This is a genomic window from Roseovarius sp. EL26 (genome assembly GCF_900327775.1).
GTDB lineage: Bacteria > Pseudomonadota > Alphaproteobacteria > Rhodobacterales > Rhodobacteraceae > Roseovarius.
Map to the genome: position 1 here is coordinate 39,415 of NZ_OUMZ01000002.1, position 24,326 is coordinate 63,740.

The following is a 24,326-nucleotide window of genomic DNA, read 5'->3' on the forward strand; positions in this document are numbered from 1 at the left end:
TCAGATCATATGGTTGATCAGGCGCTGTCGGCGTGAGTGACAACATCGGGCTGCAGGTCCCAGAATTTTTGATCCAGACCGTCGATTTGATCGTCTTCATCGACCCGCAAGCCAATGGTTCTTTCCAGAATGAACGACAGGATCATGGCGGTAACAATGCCGGTGCCGATGCATGTGGCAACCCCAGCGATTTGCATGATGAGTGAGATTTCACCATGCTGGAAGGCATAGGCCCCTTCCTCGACACCGAAATATCCACCGCGAGGTGTGCCCGCCTTGAATATTCCCAAAACCAGCATGCCAAAGGTGCCGCAGCCCAAGAACAGGGGGAACAACTTATGTTCATCAACGCCGCGCTTAAGTGTGAATTCATACACGGCATAGGCCACGCACGGCGCCGCGAGGCCGACAATGAACGCCTGCCATGGCAGATAGACATCAAAGCCCGAGGCGCCCGCGACGTAACCCGCAAGTGGGCCAAGCAGTGTATAGGCATAATTACCTGATTTGTATGCGATAATCAGACCAGTGATCGCACCACCGGCCCAAACCAATGCATAATTGTTAATCGAGATGCCAACGCTCGTATCGGCCATCGTCACGCTAACGGCCAGCGCTTGGGGGTCAAAGAAGAACAGGCACGACATGATCACCATCGGTAGGCCTGCAAAGATCAGCAGCAGTCCTGGAGCACACAAGCCGATACTGGGCGCAAGATAGGCTGACACACGAGGGTGAGGTTCCATCATGCCGGGACGCGCGCCCAGTTTAGGCGTGAAAACCAAGGCCATGCCGGCAGGGAACAAGTACACGAAGCCAACGCCAAAGAAGTCATGAAACCCGGCGTTGGTCAAAGGACCAACTGAGCCCCATGTGGCGTAGCTGAGTGCGGACGAGACAACTGCGGCGACGATGCAGGTGATGAAATAGGCTGAGGCTTTCATCCGTTCGGACACCGAGAAGTGTAGCAGGATGTTGATGATCCCGGCAAAGGTGGCCAGAAAGAAGATGAAGATCTGGAAGGTGTTCAAACCAGGAAAGGTCCCCGGATCAGTATGGTGCGCCATGGCGTTGGTCATGTTGCCGCCGATCCACCAATCCTTGATGGAATCCATCATGGTCGCACCTTCCATGATGTAATATTGTCCCGCCCAAAGGCCAAAACCCACTACGTAGTAGGTCGCAAAGCCAAGGAAGAACCCCAGAGTCTTTTCGATGGTTGAATTGAAGAGGTTCTTGCGTCGGGCCGTTCCGGCATCAATCAGCAAGAGGCCGACCACCACTAATATGGCCCCAACCGTGCCTGAGGCGTATAGAATATTTTGCACTAATGAGTTTAGTGTGACTTGTCCTGCGTGTATCGCGCTCACGTCGAGAGTCATCGTTGTTTCCCTTTTGATTTCTATATTTCCATCGCTCTGGCGGCGATCATTTTTCTGCGAAATTGGGGCACAGTTGGTGCAACCAATATTTAGTAAATGGCACCAATTAAGACCAACACCTGGGCCAAGTACGCATAAATTGATCATGGACCAATATTGGACCAAATCAATCATTTTTTTAATTAATAGGAATAAATATTTAATAACAGTGCTGTAGAGTGCGCTCTCGTTGGAATTTCACTACTGATGAGAGAACCAATTCTGAAATTTATCTGGATATTGCGAATATTGGTTGTCCAATTCTAGATCCGCTAGCGGTTCGATATCCGACATCTGCACCTGTGGATCCGAGTACTGGTCAACAAGTTGACGATGCCCACTCTCCTTGCAGTGCAGCTTTGCTAGTTCTTAATTCTACCTGATAGAATTCAACCCGGCTTTATCCAAGCTCCGCATCAGCGTTTCTTTGTACTCTTCTTCTAGCTGCCAAATCGAAAGAATAGTCTGCGCCTCTAAAGCAAAATCCGGCCTAAGTCTAAGAAGCTGCCGCACAGCAGAGTCCGCGGCTTCATGATCCCCCAGTTCCTCATTCAGCACTGCTTGCCAAAGATGTGTCCAGAAAAAACCCGGCATCTCGATTTCATCTAAAACCTCAAAGGCATGTTGGAATTCACCTTGATCATACAAATAAAAAACTCTGGGAAAGTAATACCAATGCGGGTGGGCAGGATTGAGTGCGATAGCCTTGTCCATGATAGCCAATCCCTCATCCCAAGAACCACTAAGGGTTAGCCGTAATCCATAGTGAGCCAAAACAGCATTGTCATTTGAGTTCAATTCTATGGCGGTCGCGCCTGATTTCCTAAAACCGGCCAAATCACCTAATGAAAACCGCACATTTGCTAGCATCAGATGGCCTCCTGCAGAATGCGGGTTCAATTCTACTGCACGGCGCGCAGCTTCTTCTGCAGATTTGAATATTTCTTGTTCATTACCCCCAAGAGCAAACCGAATTTGCTGCATATAGAGATTTGATAAAACGACCCAAGCATCGGCATAATCAGGCTCTGATTGAACGGCTTGTTCAATACAGGCTTTCACTTCAGCATGACGAGTCAGATCAATCGATATTTGATAACTGTAGTATTCCAAAACGCATTCATAAGCGCTGCGATTGTTTGGTGGAATCCGAGTCGCAGCTTTCATCGCTTCTTTCGAAAAAACCCCATATTTGCCTGCCAGATTGCCGATGACTTCGCGCGTAATCTCATCTTGCGCTTTGTAAACCTCTTCCGGGCTGCTGGTCGTGTCATAGCTGCGCACCCAGACGTATCTTTCTGTTGTTAAGTCAACAAGACGGGCAGAGATATTAAGGCCGTGTCCGGTATTTCTGACCGCCCCTTCGAGCACAAAGTCGGCATTAAATTCGTCTCTTAGTACTTTGAACTCTGTTTGGGTGTTACGAAATCGTGCCACACTGCCTAATGGCAATACCCACAAATCATCAAACTTGATCAATTCAGTGGTTACTTGCTGTGTAATCCCATCGGCAACATAGCTTGGCCCATCCCCAAAAGAGGCGAAGGGGAGCACCGCAATGACCGGACCCTTAGGTAATGTTGAAGATACCGTGGCCGGTGCATTGTATTGAGCTTGAAATAGAAACAACCCAAGCCCGGCAATCATTACCAAAATGCCAACCGCACCCAAAATCAATCTTATTCTCTGGTGAGATTGCACTGGCGTGGTGGTCTTTTGCTGCGTCGCTGAATCAGCCTCTTGTAGTGTTTCATCATGTTCAAACCGAGGGACATAACTTCCTTTCGGGATCGTGATCCGGATTGGATCATTGCGCCCAGGCCCCGCATAATACGAATCTATATCCTGACGGAGTCTGCGCGCTTCCAATCGCACAATTGGGTCAATTTGTTGGTCGAAATCTTCATCGCGGCCAAACACTGACATTGCGATAGAAATGCCCTTGATCTGTTTTGTTCGCCCCGCCAATGTTTCATCAACAACATAGTTGAGAAACGCCCGTCTTTGGGGTGTTGAAGCAAAGTCCGGATGATCAAGCAACCTCTGCAATTGGGAGCGAATATCTTGGTCCTTTGGGGTTGGTCCGGCTGCAGATGCCACGGCTAAAAATCCTTATGAAACGATCATTAGTATATTATTTTTCCTTAGCTATATGAATTATTGAGCAGGTAGCAACATGTTCGCACTTCACAGCTGAAAATCACTTCCTAGGGTGCACAGGCAATTCATCAATTGATGAATGCCGAGACGTCGAGAAGAGTAAAATACTAGCATCCTAAGCTCGAGCTAAGCCTCGTGGTGAGAGCCTAAGATGCCTTCTCGTCGTACTCGTGAAATGCAGCCATAAAGGAGCCGTTTTAAATGGTATGCCGCACCCCCCTCATTCTAACCTCCGCTCTGCTGGCTTTGACCGCAGGGATGGGCACAGCGCAAGAGCACTTTGACCCCAAGGGCAAGTTGCCTTCGAGTTTCACGACAGAGTTTCAGGAGCAAATGCGCGGCGCACTGCCCTTCGATGATGAACGCGACTTCGAAGAAAGTCGTAAAGGGCTCATCGCAACGCCGGATTACAAACAAATTCTAACAGAAGACGGCACTGTTGCGTGGGATATCGGCAGCTATGAATATCTGTTGGATGGTCAAGATTTCGATTCAATCCATCCTTCGTTGCAGCGTCAGGCGATCCTGAACATGAACTATGGCCTCTATGAAATTCTCGAAGGCCAGATCTATCAGGTTCGTGGTTTTGACCTTTCAAACATCTCTTTTATTCGCAGTGACAACGGTTGGATCATCTTTGATCCCCTCGCCTCAAAAGAAACGGCAGCGGCAGCTCTGAAGCTGCTAAATGACACTGTGGGTGAACGCCCAGTCAAAGCTGTAATCTATTCGCACTCGCATGCTGATCACTACGGTGGTGTCCGCGGTGTGATTTCAGATGAGGACGTTGCGAAAGGTGTGGAAGTCATTGCGCCAGAAGGCTTCATGGAACACGCGGTGTCAGAGAATGTTTACGCGGGCAACGTGATGAACCGCCGGCTGTTTTTCCAATACGGAGTTCTTCTGCCACGCAGCCCCTATGGCCATGTAGACCAATCCATCGGTAAGAACATCTCAGCTGGTACAACGGGTCTGATCGAGCCGACGCGCTATATCTCGGATGATTACGAAGAGATCACTATTGATGGCGTGAAAATGATCTTCCAAAATACGCCAGGCACCGAGGCACCTGCGGAAATGAACACCTATTTCCCTGACCTCAAAGCGTTCTGGGCTGCTGAAAACATCACGGGCACGATTCATAACATCTATACACTACGAGGCGCATTGGTGCGTGATGCATTAAGCTGGTCCAAACATATCAACGATGCTCTTTATGAGTTTGGACAGGATGCAGATCTGATGTTTGCGTCGCATTCGTGGCCACGGTTTGGCAACGATCGCATTCAAGAAGTGATGCGGGCACAGCGTGACACTTACGCGAACCTCAACAATGGCGTGTTGAATTTGGCAAACAAGGGTGTGACGGTCAATGAGGTTCACAACGTTTATGAGGTGCCTGAAAGCCTGCAAAACCAATGGGCTGCGCGCAGCTATCACGGGTCGGTTGAACACAACAGTCGCGCAGTCATCAACCGTTATCTGGGGTATTGGGATGCGAACCCAACGACTCTGACACCGCTTTCCCCAGAGGACAGTGCGCCACTTTATGTTGAGATGATGGGGGGGGCCGAACCAATTTTGGTCAAAGGCCAGGAGTTGATTGATAGTGGTGAGTATTTTGGCGCGACTGAGATTCTGAACAAGCTGGTCTATGCAGAGCCGCAAAACCAGATCGCCAAAGATCTGTTGGCGGATGCGTTTGAGCAAATTGGGTACCAAAAAGAAAGCCCATCGGTTCGCAACTCTTTCCTTGGTGCTGCTTTTGAACTGCGGAATGGCATCCCGCAAGGTGCGACCATTGAAACCACTGGCCCCGACACGATCAAAGCGATGCCAATCACAATGTGGTTGGATTTTCTGGGGATCCGCGTCGATAGTGCAAAAGCGGCAGATATGGCGTTTACGATCAACCTCAACATTCCTGACCGAGACGAGCAAATCGTGATTGAGATGAGCAATGCCACTCTGACCCACATCGTTGGACAAACTGACGACGATGCCGAGCTGAGCGTCACAATTCAACGCGCCGACTTGGAGAAAGTCATGGTCGGTGAGGAAAAACTGATAGATCTAATCGCAGATGGAATCGCGCAATCTGAGGGTGACACATCAGTCATCGGACAATTGGCCTCGACACTGGATCAGTTCGATCTTGGTTTTGAGCTTATGCCAGGCACTGGAGCACAAGATCTCACACCTGAATCTAATGATTTTGCCCAACCACCGCTCGCTAATTCCAACGGAGGTTAATGGATATCTCCGGTAACTATCTATACCGTCCCAAAGGCATAGAGCCATTGGGGCGGCTATTCACTGCGAAACACGCTCCAACACATTTCAATTTCAGCTTGCACGGCGCAGATGTACGCTCCGTTAGCTTCGCAATTTCAGGCCCAAACTTTGGCTTTGCGGATCATATGGGCGGTTTCGACCCGGTTATCGTTGCCGCCGCGGAATGATACGCCTTAAAGCCGTGCATTGGCCGGATGATCCACTTGATGAAATGATGATCCGAACCGATCCGGGATGCCGTTGTGCTAATTGCTTGTTTGAAGAACCTTCGAGCAGCAGTGGCCTCGCGGCGCTCTGACAGCATGCCAGACTAACCACTAAAACTTTGCGACAGAGCCAATGGGCGCGCGCAGGCTGCATGCTTGAAGCCGTGGATGATGAAAGTCGAATGTCGCGAATGTGAGCACGGCCCCGGTTTAATCATAGCGCAGCGAGATTTTGTCGGAGGTTGCAATGGATTGACAGGTGAGAATTTGACCTTTGGATACATCGGCATCCTCAAGCGCCATGCGGGCCCGCATATGAACAGTGCCACCTGAAAGCTTCGCGCGGCAGGCACCACAAACGCCGGACTGGCAGGAAAACGGCGGGGTCAAACCTGCGGAGCGGGCCGCCTCGAGAATTGTCTGACCTTGCGCGATGGATACCTCGTGGGTTTGTCCATTCAGTAGTATTTGCGCGGTGGCTGCCATGCCCGTGACGTTGTCATCTATGTCAGCCGCACCGCCATAGCTTTCCATGTGGATGCGAGAGGCGGGGACATCGAGACTCATCAAAGTCTCTTTGACCGCCTTGTTCATCCCGCCGGGACCACAGATGTAATATTGGGTATCCTGTGCGTAGGGCGGGTTTTCGGTGATCATCGCCTCGATCGCATCATTATCGATCTTTCCGCTTCGCCAGTATTCAGCCCCTGATAGCCAGCCCGGCTTCGAGAAGATATGATTGACCTGCAGACGCTCAGGATTGGCATCGACAAGCGCGTTGATTTCTTTGCCCAGCAGCATGCTTTTTTCATTCACATTACCATAGGCGAGATAAGCCACCGATTGCGGCTGTGATGCAAAAACAGAGCCTATCATGGCGTAGAGCGGCGTGATGCCTGAGCCCGCGCCAAAGAAATAATGCGTGCAGCGGGCGTTGTCCGACCCGGCCAATGTAAAGCCACCAAAGGGGGGCATGACATCGATGACGTCGCCGGCTTTAACCGTGTCGTTGATGTGATTGCTGATCAGGCCGCCCTTGACCCGTTTGACCGTGATCCGAAGGGGTTCGCCAGTGTCTGGCGAGGACGAGATCGAATAACTGCGCCGGACCTCTTCGCCATCAATGTTAAAGCGAAAGGAAAGGTGCTGACCCGGCTGCCAAGCGAATGTTTCGCGCAAGTGGCTGGGGACCTCGAACATGACCGTCTTGGCGTGACCGCCAATCTCGGTACGGGTGTCGAGGACGTTTAACTGATGAAAATCTTGCATTTTATCACTCGTAATTCTGGATGTTTTGATAAGCCTGCACCAGTGGTTGACCTGCGGCACCGCTGATCACGAAGACATCGTTCTCGATCAGATCACCGGTGTGATCCTCATAAGAATAGGTGCTGGTCTGGACGGCGTAGACCCTGATGACCTCGCCTACTTCTTCGGTTTTGATGATGCGGTGGCTGAGGTTGGATTGGGCGAATTTCTCAAGCTCTTCCAACCCGCTGGTGTCGGCATTCATCAGGTCGGTGGCTTTGAAGGTGAAATGCTCATCCGGTACCCAACCGCCAAATTGCATTGAAATTTTGATCGTGCTGTCCTCGGCAAAAAGTGTGTAAAGCGTGTTCCAATCGTCTTTGGCCGCGGCGTCGTAATAGGATTGCACCAATGCTTTGGCATCAGAGGTTTGATCCGCCGTCGCGGGGCCAGTGATAGCGGCAAATGTCGCAAGCGCCAGTGCTGGAATTTTTGATTGCAGATAGATCATGTTACTCTCCAAAATTTTTGTACGACTTCAATGCTGTGATCACTGGACGGCCATAGTAACGTGTAAGGGTGAAGATCTCGTGGCCTGTAGCCTGCCCCTCGTAACCCTGAAAGTCATAGTCCGAAGTATGATCAATGCGGATGTGAGTGCCTTTTGGGTTGATAGCGACTTCGCCGGACTCAAATAGCCAATTACTCTCGTTCAGTTCGGTGCCTGCAGTCGCAAAGCCCCATCCACCACCTGACGTATTGGCCACCTCGGCCCATTCAGTGACCGTGGTATCATAACCATCCGGCTCGGCAGTGTTGCCGTAGTCGGCACGGACCTCAATTATGGCATTCGGCTGAAATAGGGTCGAAACTGTGGTCCAATCTTCCTCCGCCAGCGCGCTGTAGTAGGTCTGAGCCAGTTTGCGTGCCTCATTCGCCGAGACTTTGGCCGGACCGAAGATCAACAGATAGGCAAGACACAGGCACATAAGCGCTGAGATGATGCGTTGAATAACAAGCGGAGCATTTTCTCGGATCATGCACCCTCCTCCATCAGATCAGAGGTAGAGCGATTGATGCGGTGGGTGATTTCGCTTAACCGTGTCAAGCTTTGCAGTGCGTATGGCAAGGTGACTGCTGCCCCAAGAAACTGGGTCGAGTAGGTGACGATTGCAAAGATATCGCCGGCAGATGCCCCGCTTTTGGTGGCGGCGAACCATAGGTTGAACGCGACCATGGCCATCAGCACGGCAAAGATCTTGCCATAAACGATGCTTTCCATGTCCGACAGTTTGACTTCGAGCTTGCGCAAGCCAAGAAAATAAGCGGCAACCTTTTTGGGGCTGGCACTTTCTAGCGCGGTCACTTGTTGTTCCGCCTGCTCGTTCAACCCGGCATTGGTTCGAAAGAAGCTGCGTGAAAAGGCCATATAGATCAACAGAATTACGATGGCGGATCCACCTGTTGAGAGGGCAAGCATGGTGTGGAACGACAGCAAGATCACAACAGATGCAATGACCTGCACTAGGGCGGTCATGGTGTTGGGGGCTGTGTCTTCGAGAAAATCTACCAGCTCACGGCCCATTAAAACGCGGGCGTTGGTGACACTGACCGGCGCGCATTCCGAGCGCGCATATTGCGCCTTGCCCAGTTCGACCCGCATGGTGCCATAGGCGCGGGTGTCATAAATACGCCGCCCCGTGGCGACAACCAGCACCACGACGAACATGGCAATCAGGAACTGAAACGGCAGCCAATCATCTTTCAGCAGGCCATCAATAGACCGGCCAATCATCAGCGGCATCAGCGCAAAGAACGCGGTTTCCGCCAAGGTCAGCCCCCATGTGATGGCCACCTTGCCCCAAAAAGCGCGAAACAGGGTGCCGATAGACAGGCGGTCGGTGATCGCGATCATGTTTCGCCCAACCATTTGAGGACGCGTTTTTGGTGCTCGATCACAGGGCTTTCACCCTGCGCAGCGGGGCCGGTTTCAAAGTAGGGCGATTGGAGGGAAGCCTGCTGTTGCTCACAAGCATAAATGTCCTCGGCGGTGAAATCGCCGCCGGCCATTGGATCGTCTTCACTTGATGCGTCGCCCGCTTCGTATTTACCACTCAGACCGAAGTTGTTCCAGAAACTGGCGGATTTCATCGCCTGTTTGGAAAACGCCCAGTCTGAGGCATTGGCCACGCGAGAGCGATTGTGAACACGCGTCAGCGAGGGCCCTAACGGTTCAATGATGAAAATATTCCAACCATCTTCCGCCGAGCCGATGCCGATTCCGGGCCAGAGCATTGGAACCCAGGCACCGTTCTGGCCTTCGGGGATGACCCTTGGGGCGGTCAGTTTGGCGTCTTGGTTTTCGGCATACGCGGGAACTGGTGGTTCCCAAAACATGTAGTGATCACCTTGCCAGTGATATTCAGCCGATTTGTGGTCATACATCTGGAGCGTGCCCGAGTGCAGATGGCTGAGGTGATAGACATCGATGTAATTCTCGACCACGATCTTCCAGTTCGCTTTGATCTCGTAGCTATTGCGTCCCTCTTCGTATTCGATCAATTCTTCGGGCACATGGGGGCCGATATGCTCCTCGGTCGGGCCGAACCAATCGGTGATCGGGCCTGCCTCCGGATCGGGATGAACGAAGATCATAGATTTCCAGATATCTACGCTGGCGGGCTTCAGCCCGTGACAAGCCTTGTCGACTTTTCCAAATTCTTCGTGCTCTTCCGGAACCGAAATCAGGTTACCCTCAAGATCGTACGTCCAGTCATGATAAGGACAGGTCAGGGCTTTTTGGGTTTTGCCGACTGCACGGATCAACTGCGTTCCCCGGTGGCGGCAAATATTGTGAAAGGCGCGCAAGCGGCGATCCCGACCCATGACGATGAAGATATTGTTCAGGCCTGCCTGAACGCTAATGTATTGACCGGGCTCCGAGACATCCTCCATGAATCCGGCATAGCGCCATGTTTTGGAAAAGATGTCGCGCATTTCGCGATCAAACCACTCTTGCGAGGTATAAGCTGCAGTGGGCAACAGGTGTAACATTGTCGACATTTAGGTTTCTCCTCAGAGTGGGGGTCAGGCCCAGCCGGGCAAGAAATCGGCCAAGATCAGCATGATGCCGAGTACGACCCAGGCAAGCTGGATTAACCAGAATAGAATTGGATCTTCCTCGCGCGAGACATCCGACACTAAAAAGGCGTGACCTGCATAAAAGTTTGGGATCGTCCAGTAGAGGAACAGCAGCCCCCACAAGGATTGAAACCCAAGCGCGGTGCTGAGCATCAAAACCGCAAACACAACATAGTTTAAAACACGAGGTTCCATTATTTCTCTCCGATTGAGTTCAGCAAGGTCTGCGCGGCTTGTTTGGATGTCAGGCGCCAACTGTCTGGAAGGTTAAGCGGGTTGAGCGATGAGACGTTGAAGAAGATCGCAGTAATACCGGTGGCGACGATGCGAAGGGTCTGCAGATCGGCACTTGCGTGGTCCATGGCAAGAACCACGTGGATCTTGTCCTCGAAATCGGTGATCCAATCACGACATTCATGTTGCAGGGCGCTGTCCTCTGCTGCGCGTGCGGTCAGGGCGGCAAAAGCCATCACCAAATCGGCTGAGGCGCTTTCGTCGGCGACGAATAGTATGTCGATCAGGGTTTGCGATTTGTGGGTGTCAGGCAGGCTGTCGAACATCGCATGGGCCAGTTCGGTGAAGGTGCCGAGCACAAAGGATTTCAGCTTTTCCAGCATGTCCTCTTTGTTGCCGAGATGATGCCGGATCAGAGGGCGCGACAGCTCTGCCTGCTTGGCGATGCGGTCCAGCGTGGCCCCGTCCAAACCATAGCGTGCAACGCAATGCACCATGGCCTCCATCACTTGATGATATCGTTCTTTCTGATTGGATGGGCGCCCAGCCATTGTGCCCGCCTTTCTCGTTTTGACCAGGCGTATCTAGGGTAGGTTTAATTTATTGTCAATATTGATAATAAATATAAAGATAGCGTGCGTGTAATTGAGTATACGGCCCTAGCTAAGTCTGAGGGTTCTGTCGCAAACTTTTGGGGTTCATTGTTTGAATCGAAAGGTTTGTGATATCGGCGGCACGTGATTTCATGCTGTCGAAGCGCCGGAACAAGTCGGCAGCCACAAAGTTCTTCGCTCGTGCGCTCGAAGCGAACGGGCTCCCACGAAAGATTGTCACCGACAAGAGCGGAGCAAATACAGCCGGTATAACAGCAATCAACAAGATGCTGAGAGGGCTTTGGTTGTCCGATACCGATCTTGATGGTTAGGCGGAAATACCTCAATAACATCATTGAACAGGACCATCGGTTCGTCAAACGGCGGATCAGGCCCATGCCGGGCTTCAAGTCTTTCGATTCAGCTGCATCTGCCTTGGTGGTTAACATGATCCGTAAAGGGTCAATTCACGTCCGCACTCTGTCCGTTTCAGCAGGTTGCTCTACTGGCTGAATAGTCGACTCGCCAGCTCCATCTATGCTTCAGTCAGAGAATTTTGCGACAGAACCTTTCCCTTGCTATCTACGAACCGCCACTTTTTGCCGAAATCACGTTTAAAGTCAGTATTCCATATCCTGTTTTATCTGAATGCGATGACCCCAGTCCCGAAACGATTGCTGAGCGGACCGCTGGGCCATCCACGGGCAACTTGTTCGAACGTTGAGTTTCAACGAACCGTGCGACCACACCGGTAGCTTGGGCGCTGGCGGCCGACGTGCCCCCAAAGCCATATTCAGTTGCTTGATGAGAGTATAGCTTGCCGGCGCCTTCCGCATAGCCACCATGCCCCAGAATATCCGGGGCTGGGACATAGTTGTATTGTGGTTTTTTATCGGCTTGCTCGTTAGATTCTTCGGGTTTTGAGGATATGAAATCCTCATCACGGTCACTTGGACAAAGTGCACAAAGACCTCTTCCATATTGACTATATTCAGCCGGTACGAGTTCGGAGTTCTTGTTCGTGAGGTCAGAAAGCTTGGCAGATCCGACGACAATGATGCCGGTTCCTATAAATGGGTCTACACTCGCTTCTGCAGTCGCAGCAGCTTTTGCAGATGGCAAGGTTACCTTCATATCGAACTGATCAAGCAGCTTTTCAACGGCCAATCTACCGTCTTTGCTGGCAAGTATTTTACGGACTGCAGCAAAGTCGGACGGAGCCCCGGGATAAGAGATCACATTTGTCCCATCGTTGCCGGATGGGATCACAACGGGAATTTTGAAGCTGGAAACGAAAATGGCCAATGCCAAAGGATCGCAGACTGCGGCATACGAATCCAGATCAGTATCGTTGGCTAATTCATCAGGATACTGGCCTGATTCCGGGCGAACAAAAGGAGGCCCGATCAAGAGTACATCTGCAGGCTCCTTGAAACCAAATACCGTTTTTAATATGGCCTCCGCAACAGCCATCCGGTTTGTGTGACTATCGGCAAGTTTGGTTGACACCCGGATTGGGATCAGCCGCGCCTCAGGCGCTGCGCCCCAAAGCGGGCAGTAATCGCTGTGCGTACCTACAATTAACCCACCCATCGCAGTACCATGACCGCCACCTTTGGAACTAAAGGCCATACGACAGTCGCTTGAGACTGGGTAATCCACATTGATTACAGATTCTGAATTTTTCCACTTGTCAGGATCAGTGGTGTTGGCAAGCGTGGCACTGATGGCATGTCCGCCGTGGCGGGTAAATGTCGGATGGGTGATGTCAATTGGTGCATCAACAAGGCCAACAGTGACGCCATTCCCGCCTTTATCAATATTGCCGTGTTGCGCACTGATCCCCATACGTTCAAGAGACCATTGTTCAAGCTTTATGTTGGGCTTTGGCGTGGGCAGCCGGTCTAATACCGGGCCATTGCCCAGATAATCGGGGCTGCCACCATCGTAGGATTGTACGTCATTGATGGCTTCGACAAAAAGCTCGTCAAAGATATCGCGCAATTGGGTGAATGCGGCTCTGGCGATTGCTGCCCCTGCCACCCCGTCCGAGGCATAATGAACCCCCGCCCATTCACGGTTTTCCCGGATGCGATATGCGACATCAAACGACTCGGCCATGATGCCAGGATCGTAGCCAAAAATTTCCGCCATTCCATGAGCTAGCAGCGCAGATTGCGTGGCGTGCCCACTGGGGTAAGCCGCGTGATTGGGTACCGTTACAGTTGGATCGATAGCATGATCCATCAGGTGAGGTCTTGGGCGATCGAATTTGTTTTTGTAATGGGCGGCAAGGCCCAAACCAGCAGTCTGCAACAGTGAAAGCAATCGAACAACGCTTGCAGGTGTCCCTGCCGAATTTTGAAATATAGCCAAGAACGGAGAGATGATGTCATCTACTTCTGCGTCAATTTCGCTTTGTCGCAGTGCGCGTTCCGAGGACCCTTGTTTTAGGAGTATATCGTCTAGCTCAGCTCGTAAGTTCGAGCCCAAGTAGTCAGGTGCAGCTGGCACTCCTGATTTATCCAATGTCTTGATGATTTGATCCAGGCTTTGATAAAGTTGATGCCGATAGCGATCATCTACCACAGACCAAACAGACATATCAGGCAAAGACGATTTTGTTTTTGTCTTCGTTTTTGTCTTCGTTTTTGTTTTTGTCTTCGTTTTTGTCTTGGTCTTGGTCTTGGTCTTGGTCATATCAATCCCCTTCACTGAGTTATCGCAATTTTTTCAATACTTTCTTGGTTTTTGTCTTCGGCATATTCAATTTATTCTTGCGTCAATGTCAGCCTTCAATCAGGCCCATTTTCAATAATCCATTATTGATAACTTCGCGGCTGCGTTCTGAGGGCAGTACATAACTTGGCAATGCCATCGCCTTTGTGCCGAATTCCGGATCTAACTCGCGAATGCGTTGATACATCGCTGACGCGGCAGAGGTATTATTGATCATTACAAGGCTTGCGAACATATGGCGCATCACCGGAAGAAAGTCCGGCCTACGGGATAGAACCTGGTTGCCGATACGGATCGCATCTTCATGTTTTTCTTGAAGGGTCGCCACTATTGCCGCAGATGCATCGTAGTAAAACTTATAGGGACTATAGCGCCCAAGGTTTCGGGCTATTTCAGCGGCAGATGCACCTGTATTCAGATCACCTGTGTAAATAGCATTCATTGCAGTTGCATCCCAGGCAAAGGCAAGATTGGGAACAAGGCGGCGGCTTTGTGCTAAGTAGTCGCTGGCAAGAACATGATCGCGATGGACGAAGCTGGTAAAATGCCCAGCAATGGCAAGAACCATCGCATTTGATGGAGACATCGAAATGGCATTCTTGATGTGCTCATTCGCTTGCCCAAGCTTACGATCGTCGTCGCCATGACCTTCGCCAAGCATGAACATAGCAGCGACCCCAAACCATGCTTCGGTATTGGCTGAATATGTCTCATCCATCAGCTGCCTAAGTAGGGAACGGGCATCTCTAATCCCATCGCGTGATAGTCCAAATAATTGATGTACGGCGGTATAAAGAGTCGGCTTGGTGTTGCGCCCCGATTGTCGCAGGATCAATGATTCAATTGAATCAACCGCACCCATAACAAATTCCATCATGGTCTCTGAGCTGATTAAAGTGGCGGTTTCACAATCGTTACTGATGGAGGAGGTCCAAATCACTTTGCCTGTTGCTGGTATCCTAGCCACAATTGAAACTTGGAGTTCTTCACCCAGCAACGATGTGCGGACCTCAACAAGAACCGGTGGACGAGAAAGGGAGTTTACATCCCTGTCCTGTACTTGATTGGATGTTAAATCACGTAAATCATAAGTTTCGACATAGCCATTTTGCCTAAATGTGTTTTCGATCGCAGTAGCGATGCGCTCAGCAATGACTGAGGCCCGTACGTCGTCAGAAACAACGACAGGATTGCCTATCAATATACAAGGAAGTGCTGCGATATTCCCTGGTGCGATAGCTGAAATTACTTCACTGCCCATCATGTCCGATTGAGCATCTTGTACGCGCGCAGCAAAGGCTTGGCGTTCCTCACGCAACCAGTCTTCGCCGGCTTCCCCCAGGTTTGGCGCGTCTTCAAAAAACTCGATGTGCGTATCGCTCCCGGGGTCCATGTGGATATCAACACCCTCTAACCAAACATAATCATAGTCGGCTTGAACGACGTCGCTGTGGTGATTTAGAGTTTGGCGCAATGCGGACAAAGCTTGGCGGAGAGAACTACTCGCGTAAGCTTCTGGTGACCGATCCCAAAGACGTGATCTAAGCCATTCACGAGAGCGGCGGCGATCACGCGATGTCGCTAGCATTACGAGAAGTGTACGCGCCTTTTTTGAGGGTATTCTAATTGCGCGCCCGTCAGGATCACAGAACCTGAAATTGCCAACCAAAGACAATATTGGCCGGTCTGCATCACTGTTGGAAGTCCTCCCCATTAGGACCTCCCCCCCAAATTCATCATCCACATCTATCCCAACGAGACTAGTTTCATCCAAATTATACGTCAGATTTTGTTTCTGTGAAGCGATTATGCGTGGATGGCGCGATTTATGGGTGTCAAACAGTGCCATGTTATATCAAATTACGAGGGTAGCGGTCGCTATTGAAATCGTAGGGAAGAAGTTCCCGCGACCAAGGTACATATGTTGCATCAAAATGGGCTACAATGCCGGGCTCATTGGCGGCCAAAAGCGGGCAATCGTTTCTATGCGACCCAGTCTGCGTACCTGACTCTAATCTTATCACCCCCCCTAAACTGATTGTGTCTCCTGATTGTTGCAGAAAAACGCATCCGTCTCCGCCCACGTGATGACCAATGGTTTCTTGGCCGTCAGGTAGTTTTCGGTCGACAATAAAGAGCTCACTCTCATTCGGCCCCTGTGAAACAAATGTAGAAAAGATCGCTAAGTCAGCAGTCAACTCCATAGGAGCTTCGTGTTCGCGCTCTAAACAAGCGCCAGCATTAGAAATGCTTAAGAATTCATTCTTCTTACCTGACCTTTTAACGATGAGGAACTCATTATATCTAGCCAAGATTGTTTGAGGATGATGATAACTAGCTATTGCGCGTTGATTCTGCATAGCTATGAAAAAACTCATTTGTCGATCTCTTTACCGAATTCTCGTGATAAAGAAATATATGAGCGGTTGGCGTTAAAGCGATATGGAACCAAACGTTAATGAGGCGTTAAAAAAGTCATGTCGTGGATAATTATTGAACATACTGAACGTATTTTATCCTACTGGCTGAATAGTCGACTCGCCAGCTCCATTTATTCTTCCCTCAGAGAATTTTGCGACAGAATCGCATCGAGCATACCTTGTTTATAGCCAGGTGACTGACAGTGACCTACAACGTCGAGCACAAATCGGGTTGAACTGTCCGTCATCATATAGTTTGAGACAGAAGACGTTTTGACTTTTAGGAGTCATCGCTCATCTGTGTTTAGTTAAGCAGCGGATTTAGCGTGCTGTAAGCGCCTTAGTTTCATGGTCCTCCTTTTTGTCTTCTCCCGTTTGCGCGTTGGTCTGTGTGACCCTTTGGTGCTATTATTCAACCGTTTGTGCGCACGATGATCCACGTCTAACTCAAGCTTGCGTAGAGCCGCGCCGTAGCTGCGGAGCTTGTCCGTTACCACAACCCTCGGATTGACCCAACGGGCCATCAATCTGGAAATGAACCGTTTGGCAGCCCGTGTGTTGCGTCGAGTTTGGACCAGAACATTAAAGATCTGGTCGTTGCTGTCCACTGCACGCCATAGCCAGTGTTCCACACCCCGAATCATGATGACCACTTCGTCGATATGCCATTTATCGCTGGGCCGAATTTTAAACCCACGCGCGGATCGTTTCGTAGCTGACAGTAATGCCCCGTTCAGCCAGCAGGGTCTCAACGTCGCGCAGGCTCAAGGCGAAGCGGTGATAGGCCCAGATCGCTGGTCAATAAGTGGACGATGCCCGACGGACAGTTCACAGTAACACAGGCCAATTAAAACTATTGCAATAAGAGTTTTCCATTAACGGTTAGTGCGTCGCTACATGACCACTGATGCAATGTGTACTCTCCAACGGAAATTTGTCGTTTTTGTTCATTCGGTACACCAGCTGCTTTTGATGTTTTCCACTGGGTGTATAACGAGCAAACTTTTGACTTTTCATATCAGACATCACTTGTGGAAATAAGCTCAGAATCTCTTCGATGGCATCCTGCTCCAAAGCGTTCATAGCGTTAGAACCAAGATAGAAACTCTCAGACTGTAAACCATTTGCAAAGAGGATTTGATGAGATTCAAAAACTAGATGAAAATATTCAACAAATTGAATCGCCTCATCGATATGGATATTTTCGAACTCTGATAATTTGATAGCGGAAACCAAAACTTCAGCTTCGTCAAACATTCGTTGTGATATGCTAGAGCGCACCAACATTCTATGCTGGCGTGAAACAAGTAAATCCTGCCGAGGGAGCTCCTCCCCAAACGCGCCTGCCTTGATCCTAACAGGCCTGAACTTAGGATTCTGGCGCAATTCCACACTAGTAACCATGCGACTGAGTGCTAGGCCAAGCGGTTGATACCCATTATCTAGTGTTAGGACTTGGTCACCTGTTTTCAGATTTTCAACTGCGACCTCACCCTCCATTGTCTGAATCAATGTTCCGCGCGCAAAGCACGCAATTCCCGTTTGTTCTAGGATGGACGGCGAAGAAGCCCCGCTTAGCCCCGCAAGACCTGTGATCGAGCCCCCCAGAGCTGTATTATCAGAATAGTCGCTACCATCTGACTGATTAAGGATACCGTCATCTGCCAGATCGGCCTTAAATTCAGCTTGGTTCGTGTAAAAAGCAGACAGGTTAATAAAATCATTGTTGGTATTATCGCCGTCATTGGCATTCGTTGACCCCGCGCCAAAATCTGTGATGACTGTGCCACCATCGCCAGCGTTGTGTACAAAGGTATCATTACCAGTCCCGCCAGTTAGCACATCGGCTCCGGGCCCACCAGTCAGCGTATCGTTGCCACCACCGCCGGTGAGTGTGTCATCTCCAAGATCGCCGTTGACGCTATCGTCACCAAAAGAGGCGTCGATGACGTCGTTTCCGGCCCCACCCGTAATAACATCATCATCGACCAAAGGCCCGACAGCACCTGTCGTTTCAAGCGGCGTTGGCGTCGCGCCAAACTCTGCACCACTGATGTTAACATTTAAATTATCTGGGGTAGCAGTGGTGTCCTTTGCATAGATGATGACAACATCATGAGCGCCTTCGGTTAGCGTAACAGACCCATTAAAGGTTGCGTTTCCGAAGGATTGAGTGCCGCCAAGTAAAACCCCGTCAACATAAATTGCCGCAGAATTGTAGAAATCCATATCAAAGGTATACGTTCCACCCTCAACATGAAGCTTAGTTTCAAACCGGTATGCATGGCCAAAAGTATCACCAAAGCCGATTTGACTATTCAGTGCATTGGGGTCGATGGAATTTGTGTCAGCGTCACCAAATGGATTGACCGCGATTGTCGCCCCTTCAGGGGTAGTTTGCCCTGTTGCAACATCAATCGATCCGTCGGCCAAGTTAAAGTATGTATCGAGAAGAACGGATTCTAGATTCGTCGTGAGGCCGTTAACATCAACGTATTGAACATTGAATATCCCAATGTCTGTGTTGCTGATCGCGTCGGACCCACTAGTACCATTAATCGTTACCACATCGTTAATCCTTCAATTCTCGATCGGTCCAATGCCAGAGGCTCACCGAATAAGGCCGTTTGACGATTGATATCGTATTTTCGAGGTATTGGCTATTTGTGAAAACTGAATTTTTGGCAGCGTCAACTTATTGACCTGCTATCGACACATATACTCTTGGGAATTGAGATGCAGGAAGACTTGTTTGGCCATTCAGTGATTGGTGGCAATTGGTCATTGCCAAGTTATTTGGAAACAAAAGTGGGCAACCACCTGACAGCTGATTACGGGCGCATTTCGCGCGTATATTCGGCCCAAAAATCGAAAACATCGCTTCTTGCGTGGCGGTATGACTTTGCAAAAAGGCGATATTTGCGGGGACGAAAAAGCATGTTGATTTGGTCATAAGCTGCAAGAAACCTCTGAGCTTGGCGCGGAGATCTGAAACGTCCCATGGTCTTTTCTCGTTTTCGTGTGGGTCTATGCGACCCCTCGCAGAACCTGTTTTTCCGCCGTTCCATAACTTCTTAATTTGTCAGTTATTATGACACGCGGGAGGCCAAATTGGCTAATCAGTTTTTGGAGAAACCGTTTCGCCGCCTTCGTATTCCGGCGCGACTGCATTCGAATATCAAGCACATTGCCATCAGTGTCGACCGCGTGTCACAACCAGTATTTGACGCCATTGATCGGAACAACCACTTCATCCAAATGCCACTTGTCACGAGGTTTCGGCCGTTTCCTGCAGATACAATTAGCGAAAAACAGAATCCTTTCACACGGGGCAAGTCAGCTAATTTCTTCATCTCTACCGCTTCGCCGATCATGTGTGCATCAACAACTTGGCAATGCCGTACATAGTTATTGCTCGGTCTGCGATTTGTTCATCAATCCCCTGATATGGCGTGCAAACAACCATGTTGCCGGTATGCCAAGTGGCAAGGACACCAAAATCGCATTGAGTGGCGTGATAACAGGCACACCGAGCCATGACAAAATGAGAGAGGCAAAATAGACATTGAGTGCCATTGCGCCTGCCCCAAACGGGTAAAGCACAGCAGTGATCTTACCTACACCCCAGCCAGTTTGCGTCATCGGCGCGACACCAGTTTTTGAACGCCCCACAAGGCAACAATCAGGGCGAATGATGCGATCAGAAACCAGAGCTCGGCGGTTGCTGACTGGGCTTGAGGAATAGGACGCTCATAAGCTTCGGCATGTGCAAGAAGTGGAGTGAGCAGAAATGCTACTAAGGCTATGTAACGCATGATCAGGTCTCCTGTGTGAGGGATCTATAAATATCAGGAAGGGCGCGAAGCAGGCGCTCAGGCTGGGGGAGCAGGGTAAAACCGCCGCGCCCGAAAATACGTGCAAACCAGTCTTGCCCGTCTTCATCAACAATGATGCCATGCACAGTCTGGCCAATATTGCGGGCTTCACGCACCGCCATGTGGCTGTCTTCGATCCCATGCTGGCCTTCGTAGTGATCAAGATCGTTGGGTTTCCCGTCAGTTAGAACCAACAGAAGTTTGCGGCTGGCTGGCTCCTTATCAAGCTGCGCGCTGACATGTCGGATTGCTGCCCCAAGACGGGTGTAGTGCCCGGGCTGAAGGCTGCAGATCCGATCCTGCACCTCTTGTGAAAGCGGCGCCTCAAATGCTTTGCATCGGTTGAGAAACACCCGGTCCCGGCGCAACGACGAAAACCCCCAGATGCCCAACCGATCGCCAGCCGCATCAATGCCCCCAGCCAAGGCGGCAAGCGCATCCCGTGCGACGTCAATCACGCTGCTGTCGCCAACGGCTGCCTCGGTGGACCTTGAGGTATCCAATAAGATGGCCACTGAAAGGTCACGGTCAATCTGGCGCAGGCTTTGGTAGATCCGGTCGCTGCTCTGCCCAGTGGCTTGTAAGTCGATCTGCGCGGCAATCACCGCATCAAGGTCAAGCTCAGCCCCGTCCAATTGGCGCGGGCGCAGGATGCGTTTGGGGTGCAGGGTTTCAAATTGGCGTCGCACCTCGCGCATACGGCGTTCATTGGGTACCAGCGCATTGTCGGGATCTGGTACGACCTCAGCATCAAGCACACGACAATGATCGGGCATATAGCTGCGGCTGCGATGGTTCCATTCTGGATAGGTGTATTCGCCAGCCAACCGTTCGTGGTCGGCATCCGCGGGGGAAAGATCAAGGTGCAGGCGAAGTCGCGTTGCGGCCCGGCGATCATGGCGCGACAAGGTGATGTTGTCCTGATCGTCTGCTGCCTTTTGCGCGTTCTCGTCGTCGTCATCGTCCACACTGCGATTAAGATTCATGCTTTCAACCCAGCTTAGGATCGCTTCAAACCGGTGAATGATGAAACTGTCTTTGCGCATCGCTTCCGATGCGTCTTTGCGTAAGCCAAGTTTTCTGGTTGTGGTGCTGGCTGCAGGTGATTGGTTGGTGGTCTCTTCTGGGTTTGCGTCAGCCAGACCGCCAGAGCCGGGAGTTTGAAATGACAACCAAAACGGCACCGGTGCAAACGAATGATACTTGTTTGATGCAGCAAGGGGTGCCGCCACTGTGAATGCACTCCCCTTCAAAGCATCACAGATCGCAGCTTCCAAATGGCCCTCAGGCGCAGGGCGCTTTACATCCGGGCGTGTATTGAGCGTTGCGATACGCATTTTTTCATAACTGTGCCGAAGTCCCGGACAACGGGCGTAGACCGCCTCTGCAGCTTTTGAATTAGCCTGCACTTGCGTCCAATCCGCGGCAAGGGAATCTTTGGGGATTTCTGGACTATCACTAAGCGCGGCTGTGGCCACCAGCCAAAGATAGGTCGCGCGGTTCATGTCTGTGTCAGGAAAAGTGGCTATCTCAGAGGGTAACAAGAGCTTTTCGCCGTCAAAGCTGGCGCGATACAGACGCAGATCAGCGTTGCCCAGTTTTCGGCGTGTCCCGATCCGATGTTGTGATCGGGTGGCCGGGGCTGGCGCAATTTCGACGGCCCCTGATCCACCCAAACCGCGAAACAAGAATAGCAAACTGGTGCGCATACTGTTTAGGGCAACCATCGCCTCTGGATAAGGCAGCGTACAATCGGGCTCTGACACAAGGCCGTGCCAGATATTCCCAACCGTTTCCTCGGGCTCCATCAGATCAAGGGGACGCAGCGCCATTGTCTTAACCGTAGACCACTGTGATTAGATCACGCAGGGCCGTTTTGATATCCTCATCATCGGTCAATGGTTCAATAATTGCAGCCTCTAATGCGTGATTGACGTTCATGCCGGTTTTCATCAACATCGCCGCATAGATCAGCAAACGTGTCGAAACGCCTTCCTCCAGATCCATACCTGACAGGTTACGAATATGCCCCGCAAGCCGTACTAGTGAGGTTACGCGTGCATCATCAAGACCAGATTCTTGCACAACGACAGCGGTTTCCGTCTTAGGGTCAGGAAAGTCGAATGTGATCGACAAAAACCGCTGTCGGGTTGATGGCTTCATGCGCTTCAAAACATTTTGATAACCGGGGTTATAGCTGGCCACCAACATGAAACCGGGTGGTGCGTGCAGCTCTTCGCCCGTGCGATCAATCATCAATGTGCGGCGGTTATCTGTCAGGGGATGCAGAACCACTGTTACATCTTTGCGGGCTTCAACCACCTCATCGAGATAACAAATCGCGCCTTCGCGCACCGCGCGGGTCAGGGGGCCGTCGACCCATTCGGTTTCCCCACCACGCAGTAAATAGCGCCCGATCAGATCCGCGGCAGACAGATCGTCATGGCAAGCCACTGTATAGAGCTTACGCCCGGTACGTGCCGCCATATGTTCAATATAGCGGGTTTTGCCGCAGCCGGTCGGCCCCTTCATAAGAAGGGGCAGACCACTGTTTTGTGCCGTTTCAAATAAAGTGCATTCATCGCCAGTAGGCTGATAAAACGGCGTATGCAGATCTCTGACAGGCATGTTCATTATCATTCACCTGCAACCTGCGCGGCATCACCCGGGGTGATGACCTCGGATTTGCGGACAACCAGCATGGCGTAAATGAACACTAGTGCCCCAACGACCACGGCAAATCCTGCCCCAAACCGCATGACATAAAACAGGCTCAATGCGTCTTGCACATCCATGTAGTAATCACCGACCACACGTTGCAGGTGGGTCTGGACGGTACCCGCAAAAGTCAGCACAAAGGTCATGAACGCCATGCCACCTGTCATCAACCAGAACGATGCCATGTTAAGCACCTGATTGTAGGGCGCACGTTCCCGCAGCATTGGGATCGCATAAGAGAACATCGCAAGGTTCAGCGCGACATAAGCGCCATAAAATGACAGATGCCCGTGTGCCGCAGTGATCTGTGTGCCGTGACTATAGAAGTTCACGCCGTGCAATGTGTGCAAGAACCCCCAGACACCTGCGCCGAAGAAGGCCACCGTCGATGATCCAAGAGACCACAAAAGCGCGGCCTTGTTGGGGTGGTTCCGCCGTCCTTTCCAAACCATGACAAACGCAAAACTCATCATCAGGAAGAACGGGATCACCTCGAAGGTTGAGAAGATCGAACCAATCCACTGCCAATAGCCCGGCAGACCAATCCAGTAAAAGTGGTGACCCGTGCCAAGGATGCCGGAAAACAGCGCGGTGGCGACGATGACATAAAGCCACTTCTCGACCACTTCGCGGTCTACACCGGTCAGCTTCAGCAGCAAGAAGGCCAGAATTGATGCCATCACCAATTCCCATGTCGCCTCGACCCAAAGGTGCACCACAAACCACCAGTACATTTTATCCAGCGACAGGTTGTCAGGGTTGATAAAGGCAAAGACCCACAGCAGGCTGAGCAACCAAAGCCCCATCAGCAAGACATTGGTGATCGCTGTTTTGCGTCCAGCCAAGACGGTCATTGAGATGTTGAACAGAAAGATCAGTGCGGCAACGAGAATGCCAAATTTCACCCAAAGTGGTTGCTCTAAGAATTCCCGTCCACCGTGGATGCCAACAAGGTAACTTCCGACGGCACCTAGTGTTCCCACCATCAGCAGGATCAACTGGATGTAAGCCAGTTTGACTGAATAGATCTCCTGCTCGCTTTCCTCGGGGATCAGAAAGTAAGCCGCGCCAAAAAAACCCAGCAAGAGCCAAACGATCAATGCGTTGGTGTGGATCATGCGGATAATATTGAAGGGCAGCAGTTCCGATAAAAAATTAGGTGAGACGTAAATCCAACCTGCCAATAAACCGCCAACGACCTGAATGCCGAACAGGAGCATTGCACAAAGGAAATAGGCGTAGGCCACTTTTTGAGAAGCGTATTTCATTGGAATTC

At 50.9% G+C, this 24,326-nt stretch carries 19 protein-coding genes and 4 pseudogenes; 2 read left to right on the forward strand and 21 right to left on the reverse strand.

The genetic code is table 11. The features are described from left to right. Positions 1-17: 17 nt before the first annotated feature. Positions 18-1,382: an ammonium transporter gene (locus D9A02_RS00650; RefSeq protein WP_120499065.1), complete on the reverse strand. Its 1,365-nt coding sequence runs from the start codon at positions 1,380-1,382 to the stop codon at positions 18-20. A 414-nt stretch (positions 1,383-1,796) separates the two neighbouring features. Continuing rightward, on the reverse strand, positions 1,797-3,521 hold the full coding sequence (locus tag D9A02_RS00655) for a tetratricopeptide repeat protein (protein WP_162932911.1): 1,725 nt from the start codon (positions 3,519-3,521) through the stop codon (positions 1,797-1,799). 261 nt (positions 3,522-3,782) lie between these two features. Between D9A02_RS00655 and D9A02_RS00660 the strand changes: the two genes are divergently transcribed. Continuing rightward, entirely contained in the window at positions 3,783-5,834 is a 2,052-nt protein-coding gene (locus D9A02_RS00660; protein ID WP_174232016.1) for an alkyl/aryl-sulfatase, read from the forward strand. A 137-nt stretch (positions 5,835-5,971) separates the two neighbouring features. Here D9A02_RS00660 and D9A02_RS19355 read toward each other — a convergent pair. From D9A02_RS19355 to D9A02_RS00700, 8 genes and pseudogenes are all read right to left on the reverse strand, one after another. Continuing rightward, positions 5,972-6,180 (reverse strand): annotated as a pseudogene (locus D9A02_RS19355) (DDE-type integrase/transposase/recombinase); the annotation flags it as partial. 112 nt (positions 6,181-6,292) lie between these two features. Next, the gene (locus D9A02_RS00670; protein ID WP_120499068.1) at positions 6,293-7,351 is read right to left on the reverse strand and encodes a ferredoxin--NADP reductase; all 1,059 of its coding nucleotides are present in this window, start codon (positions 7,349-7,351) and stop codon (positions 6,293-6,295) included. A 4-nt stretch (positions 7,352-7,355) separates the two neighbouring features. Then, positions 7,356-7,841, reverse strand: coding sequence for a hypothetical protein (locus D9A02_RS00675; RefSeq protein WP_120499069.1), 486 nt, complete (start codon positions 7,839-7,841; stop codon positions 7,356-7,358). 1 nt (position 7,842) lies between these two features. Further along, entirely contained in the window at positions 7,843-8,370 is a 528-nt protein-coding gene (locus tag D9A02_RS00680) for a hypothetical protein (protein ID WP_120499070.1), read from the reverse strand. Then, positions 8,367-9,245, reverse strand: a complete 879-nt coding sequence (locus tag D9A02_RS00685) for an ABC transporter six-transmembrane domain-containing protein (RefSeq protein WP_162932912.1) — start codon at positions 9,243-9,245, stop codon at positions 8,367-8,369. The genes D9A02_RS00680 and D9A02_RS00685 overlap by 4 nt, the downstream gene beginning before the upstream one ends. Beyond that, positions 9,242-10,393: an aromatic ring-hydroxylating dioxygenase subunit alpha gene (locus D9A02_RS00690; protein WP_120499072.1), complete on the reverse strand. Its 1,152-nt coding sequence runs from the start codon at positions 10,391-10,393 to the stop codon at positions 9,242-9,244. The genes D9A02_RS00685 and D9A02_RS00690 overlap by 4 nt, the downstream gene beginning before the upstream one ends. Before the next feature lie 24 nt (positions 10,394-10,417). Further along, positions 10,418-10,666, reverse strand: a complete 249-nt coding sequence (locus D9A02_RS00695) for a hypothetical protein (protein WP_120499073.1) — start codon at positions 10,664-10,666, stop codon at positions 10,418-10,420. Next, on the reverse strand, positions 10,666-11,256 hold the full coding sequence (locus D9A02_RS00700; RefSeq protein WP_120499074.1) for a TetR/AcrR family transcriptional regulator: 591 nt from the start codon (positions 11,254-11,256) through the stop codon (positions 10,666-10,668). Before D9A02_RS00700 ends, D9A02_RS00695 begins: the two co-directional genes overlap by 1 nt. A 188-nt stretch (positions 11,257-11,444) precedes the next feature. Here D9A02_RS00700 and D9A02_RS00705 point away from each other — a divergent pair. Then, positions 11,445-11,815, forward strand: a pseudogene (locus tag D9A02_RS00705) (DDE-type integrase/transposase/recombinase); the annotation flags it as partial. Positions 11,816-11,880: 65 nt separating this feature from the next. Here D9A02_RS00705 and D9A02_RS00710 read toward each other — a convergent pair. The 11 genes and pseudogenes from D9A02_RS00710 to D9A02_RS00760 all read right to left on the reverse strand — a co-directional run bounded on the left by D9A02_RS00710 (position 11,881) and on the right by D9A02_RS00760 (position 24,318). Continuing rightward, positions 11,881-13,998 (reverse strand): S8 family serine peptidase, encoded by a 2,118-nt coding sequence (locus D9A02_RS00710; RefSeq protein WP_120499075.1) that lies wholly within the window; start codon positions 13,996-13,998, stop codon positions 11,881-11,883. Between the two features lie 88 nt (positions 13,999-14,086). Continuing rightward, positions 14,087-15,886 (reverse strand): hypothetical protein, encoded by a 1,800-nt coding sequence (locus D9A02_RS00715; protein WP_120499076.1) that lies wholly within the window; start codon positions 15,884-15,886, stop codon positions 14,087-14,089. Position 15,887: 1 nt separating this feature from the next. After that, entirely contained in the window at positions 15,888-16,415 is a 528-nt protein-coding gene (locus tag D9A02_RS00720) for a hypothetical protein (RefSeq protein ID WP_120499077.1), read from the reverse strand. 407 nt (positions 16,416-16,822) lie between these two features. Next, positions 16,823-17,249 (reverse strand): annotated as a pseudogene (locus tag D9A02_RS00725) (IS6 family transposase); the annotation flags it as partial. A 90-nt stretch (positions 17,250-17,339) separates the two neighbouring features. Then, the gene (locus D9A02_RS00730; RefSeq protein ID WP_120499078.1) at positions 17,340-19,025 is read right to left on the reverse strand and encodes a Hint domain-containing protein; all 1,686 of its coding nucleotides are present in this window, start codon (positions 19,023-19,025) and stop codon (positions 17,340-17,342) included. A 263-nt stretch (positions 19,026-19,288) separates the two neighbouring features. Beyond that, positions 19,289-19,766 (reverse strand): annotated as a pseudogene (locus D9A02_RS00735) (transposase); the annotation flags it as partial. A gap of 99 nt (positions 19,767-19,865) precedes the next feature. Further along, positions 19,866-20,099: an NnrT protein gene (locus D9A02_RS00740; RefSeq protein ID WP_120499079.1), complete on the reverse strand. Its 234-nt coding sequence runs from the start codon at positions 20,097-20,099 to the stop codon at positions 19,866-19,868. Beyond that, entirely contained in the window at positions 20,096-20,272 is a 177-nt protein-coding gene (locus tag D9A02_RS00745; RefSeq protein WP_120499080.1) for a protein NnrT, read from the reverse strand. The genes D9A02_RS00740 and D9A02_RS00745 overlap by 4 nt, the downstream gene beginning before the upstream one ends. Before the next feature lie 2 nt (positions 20,273-20,274). Continuing rightward, entirely contained in the window at positions 20,275-22,164 is a 1,890-nt protein-coding gene (locus tag D9A02_RS00750; RefSeq protein WP_120499081.1) for a nitric oxide reductase activation protein NorD, read from the reverse strand. Positions 22,165-22,168: 4 nt separating this feature from the next. After that, the gene (locus tag D9A02_RS00755; RefSeq protein WP_120499082.1) at positions 22,169-22,966 is read right to left on the reverse strand and encodes a CbbQ/NirQ/NorQ/GpvN family protein; all 798 of its coding nucleotides are present in this window, start codon (positions 22,964-22,966) and stop codon (positions 22,169-22,171) included. 2 nt (positions 22,967-22,968) lie between these two features. Next, positions 22,969-24,318, reverse strand: a complete 1,350-nt coding sequence (locus tag D9A02_RS00760; RefSeq protein ID WP_120499083.1) for a cbb3-type cytochrome c oxidase subunit I — start codon at positions 24,316-24,318, stop codon at positions 22,969-22,971. Positions 24,319-24,326 lie beyond the last annotated feature (8 nt).

Bases quoted from the DNA above. Each gene is read 5' to 3' on its own strand.
- D9A02_RS00695 (WP_120499073.1), bottom strand. From the start codon at position 10,666: ATGGAACCTCGTGTTTTAAACTATGTTGTGTTTGCGGTTTTGATGCTC.
- D9A02_RS00720 (WP_120499077.1), bottom strand. From the start codon at position 16,415: ATGAGTTTTTTCATAGCTATGCAGAATCAACGCGCAATAGCTAGTTAT.
- D9A02_RS00760 (WP_120499083.1), bottom strand. From the start codon at position 24,318: ATGAAATACGCTTCTCAAAAAGTGGCCTACGCCTATTTCCTTTGTGCA.
- D9A02_RS00750 (WP_120499081.1), bottom strand. From the start codon at position 22,164: ATGGCGCTGCGTCCCCTTGATCTGATGGAGCCCGAGGAAACGGTTGGG.
- D9A02_RS00670 (WP_120499068.1), bottom strand. From the start codon at position 7,351: ATGCAAGATTTTCATCAGTTAAACGTCCTCGACACCCGTACCGAGATT.
- D9A02_RS00685 (WP_162932912.1), bottom strand. From the start codon at position 9,245: ATGATCGCGATCACCGACCGCCTGTCTATCGGCACCCTGTTTCGCGCT.
- D9A02_RS00650 (WP_120499065.1), bottom strand. From the start codon at position 1,382: ATGACTCTCGACGTGAGCGCGATACACGCAGGACAAGTCACACTAAAC.
- D9A02_RS00740 (WP_120499079.1), bottom strand. From the start codon at position 20,099: ATGACGCAAACTGGCTGGGGTGTAGGTAAGATCACTGCTGTGCTTTAC.
- D9A02_RS00710 (WP_120499075.1), bottom strand. From the start codon at position 13,998: ATGACCAAGACCAAGACCAAGACCAAGACAAAAACGAAGACAAAAACA.
- D9A02_RS00675 (WP_120499069.1), bottom strand. From the start codon at position 7,841: ATGATCTATCTGCAATCAAAAATTCCAGCACTGGCGCTTGCGACATTT.
- D9A02_RS00700 (WP_120499074.1), bottom strand. From the start codon at position 11,256: ATGGCTGGGCGCCCATCCAATCAGAAAGAACGATATCATCAAGTGATG.
- D9A02_RS00660 (WP_174232016.1), top strand. From the start codon at position 3,783: ATGGTATGCCGCACCCCCCTCATTCTAACCTCCGCTCTGCTGGCTTTG.
- D9A02_RS00755 (WP_120499082.1), bottom strand. From the start codon at position 22,966: ATGAACATGCCTGTCAGAGATCTGCATACGCCGTTTTATCAGCCTACT.
- D9A02_RS00680 (WP_120499070.1), bottom strand. From the start codon at position 8,370: ATGATCCGAGAAAATGCTCCGCTTGTTATTCAACGCATCATCTCAGCG.
- D9A02_RS00690 (WP_120499072.1), bottom strand. From the start codon at position 10,393: ATGTCGACAATGTTACACCTGTTGCCCACTGCAGCTTATACCTCGCAA.
- D9A02_RS00745 (WP_120499080.1), bottom strand. From the start codon at position 20,272: ATGCGTTACATAGCCTTAGTAGCATTTCTGCTCACTCCACTTCTTGCA.
- D9A02_RS00715 (WP_120499076.1), bottom strand. From the start codon at position 15,886: ATGGCACTGTTTGACACCCATAAATCGCGCCATCCACGCATAATCGCT.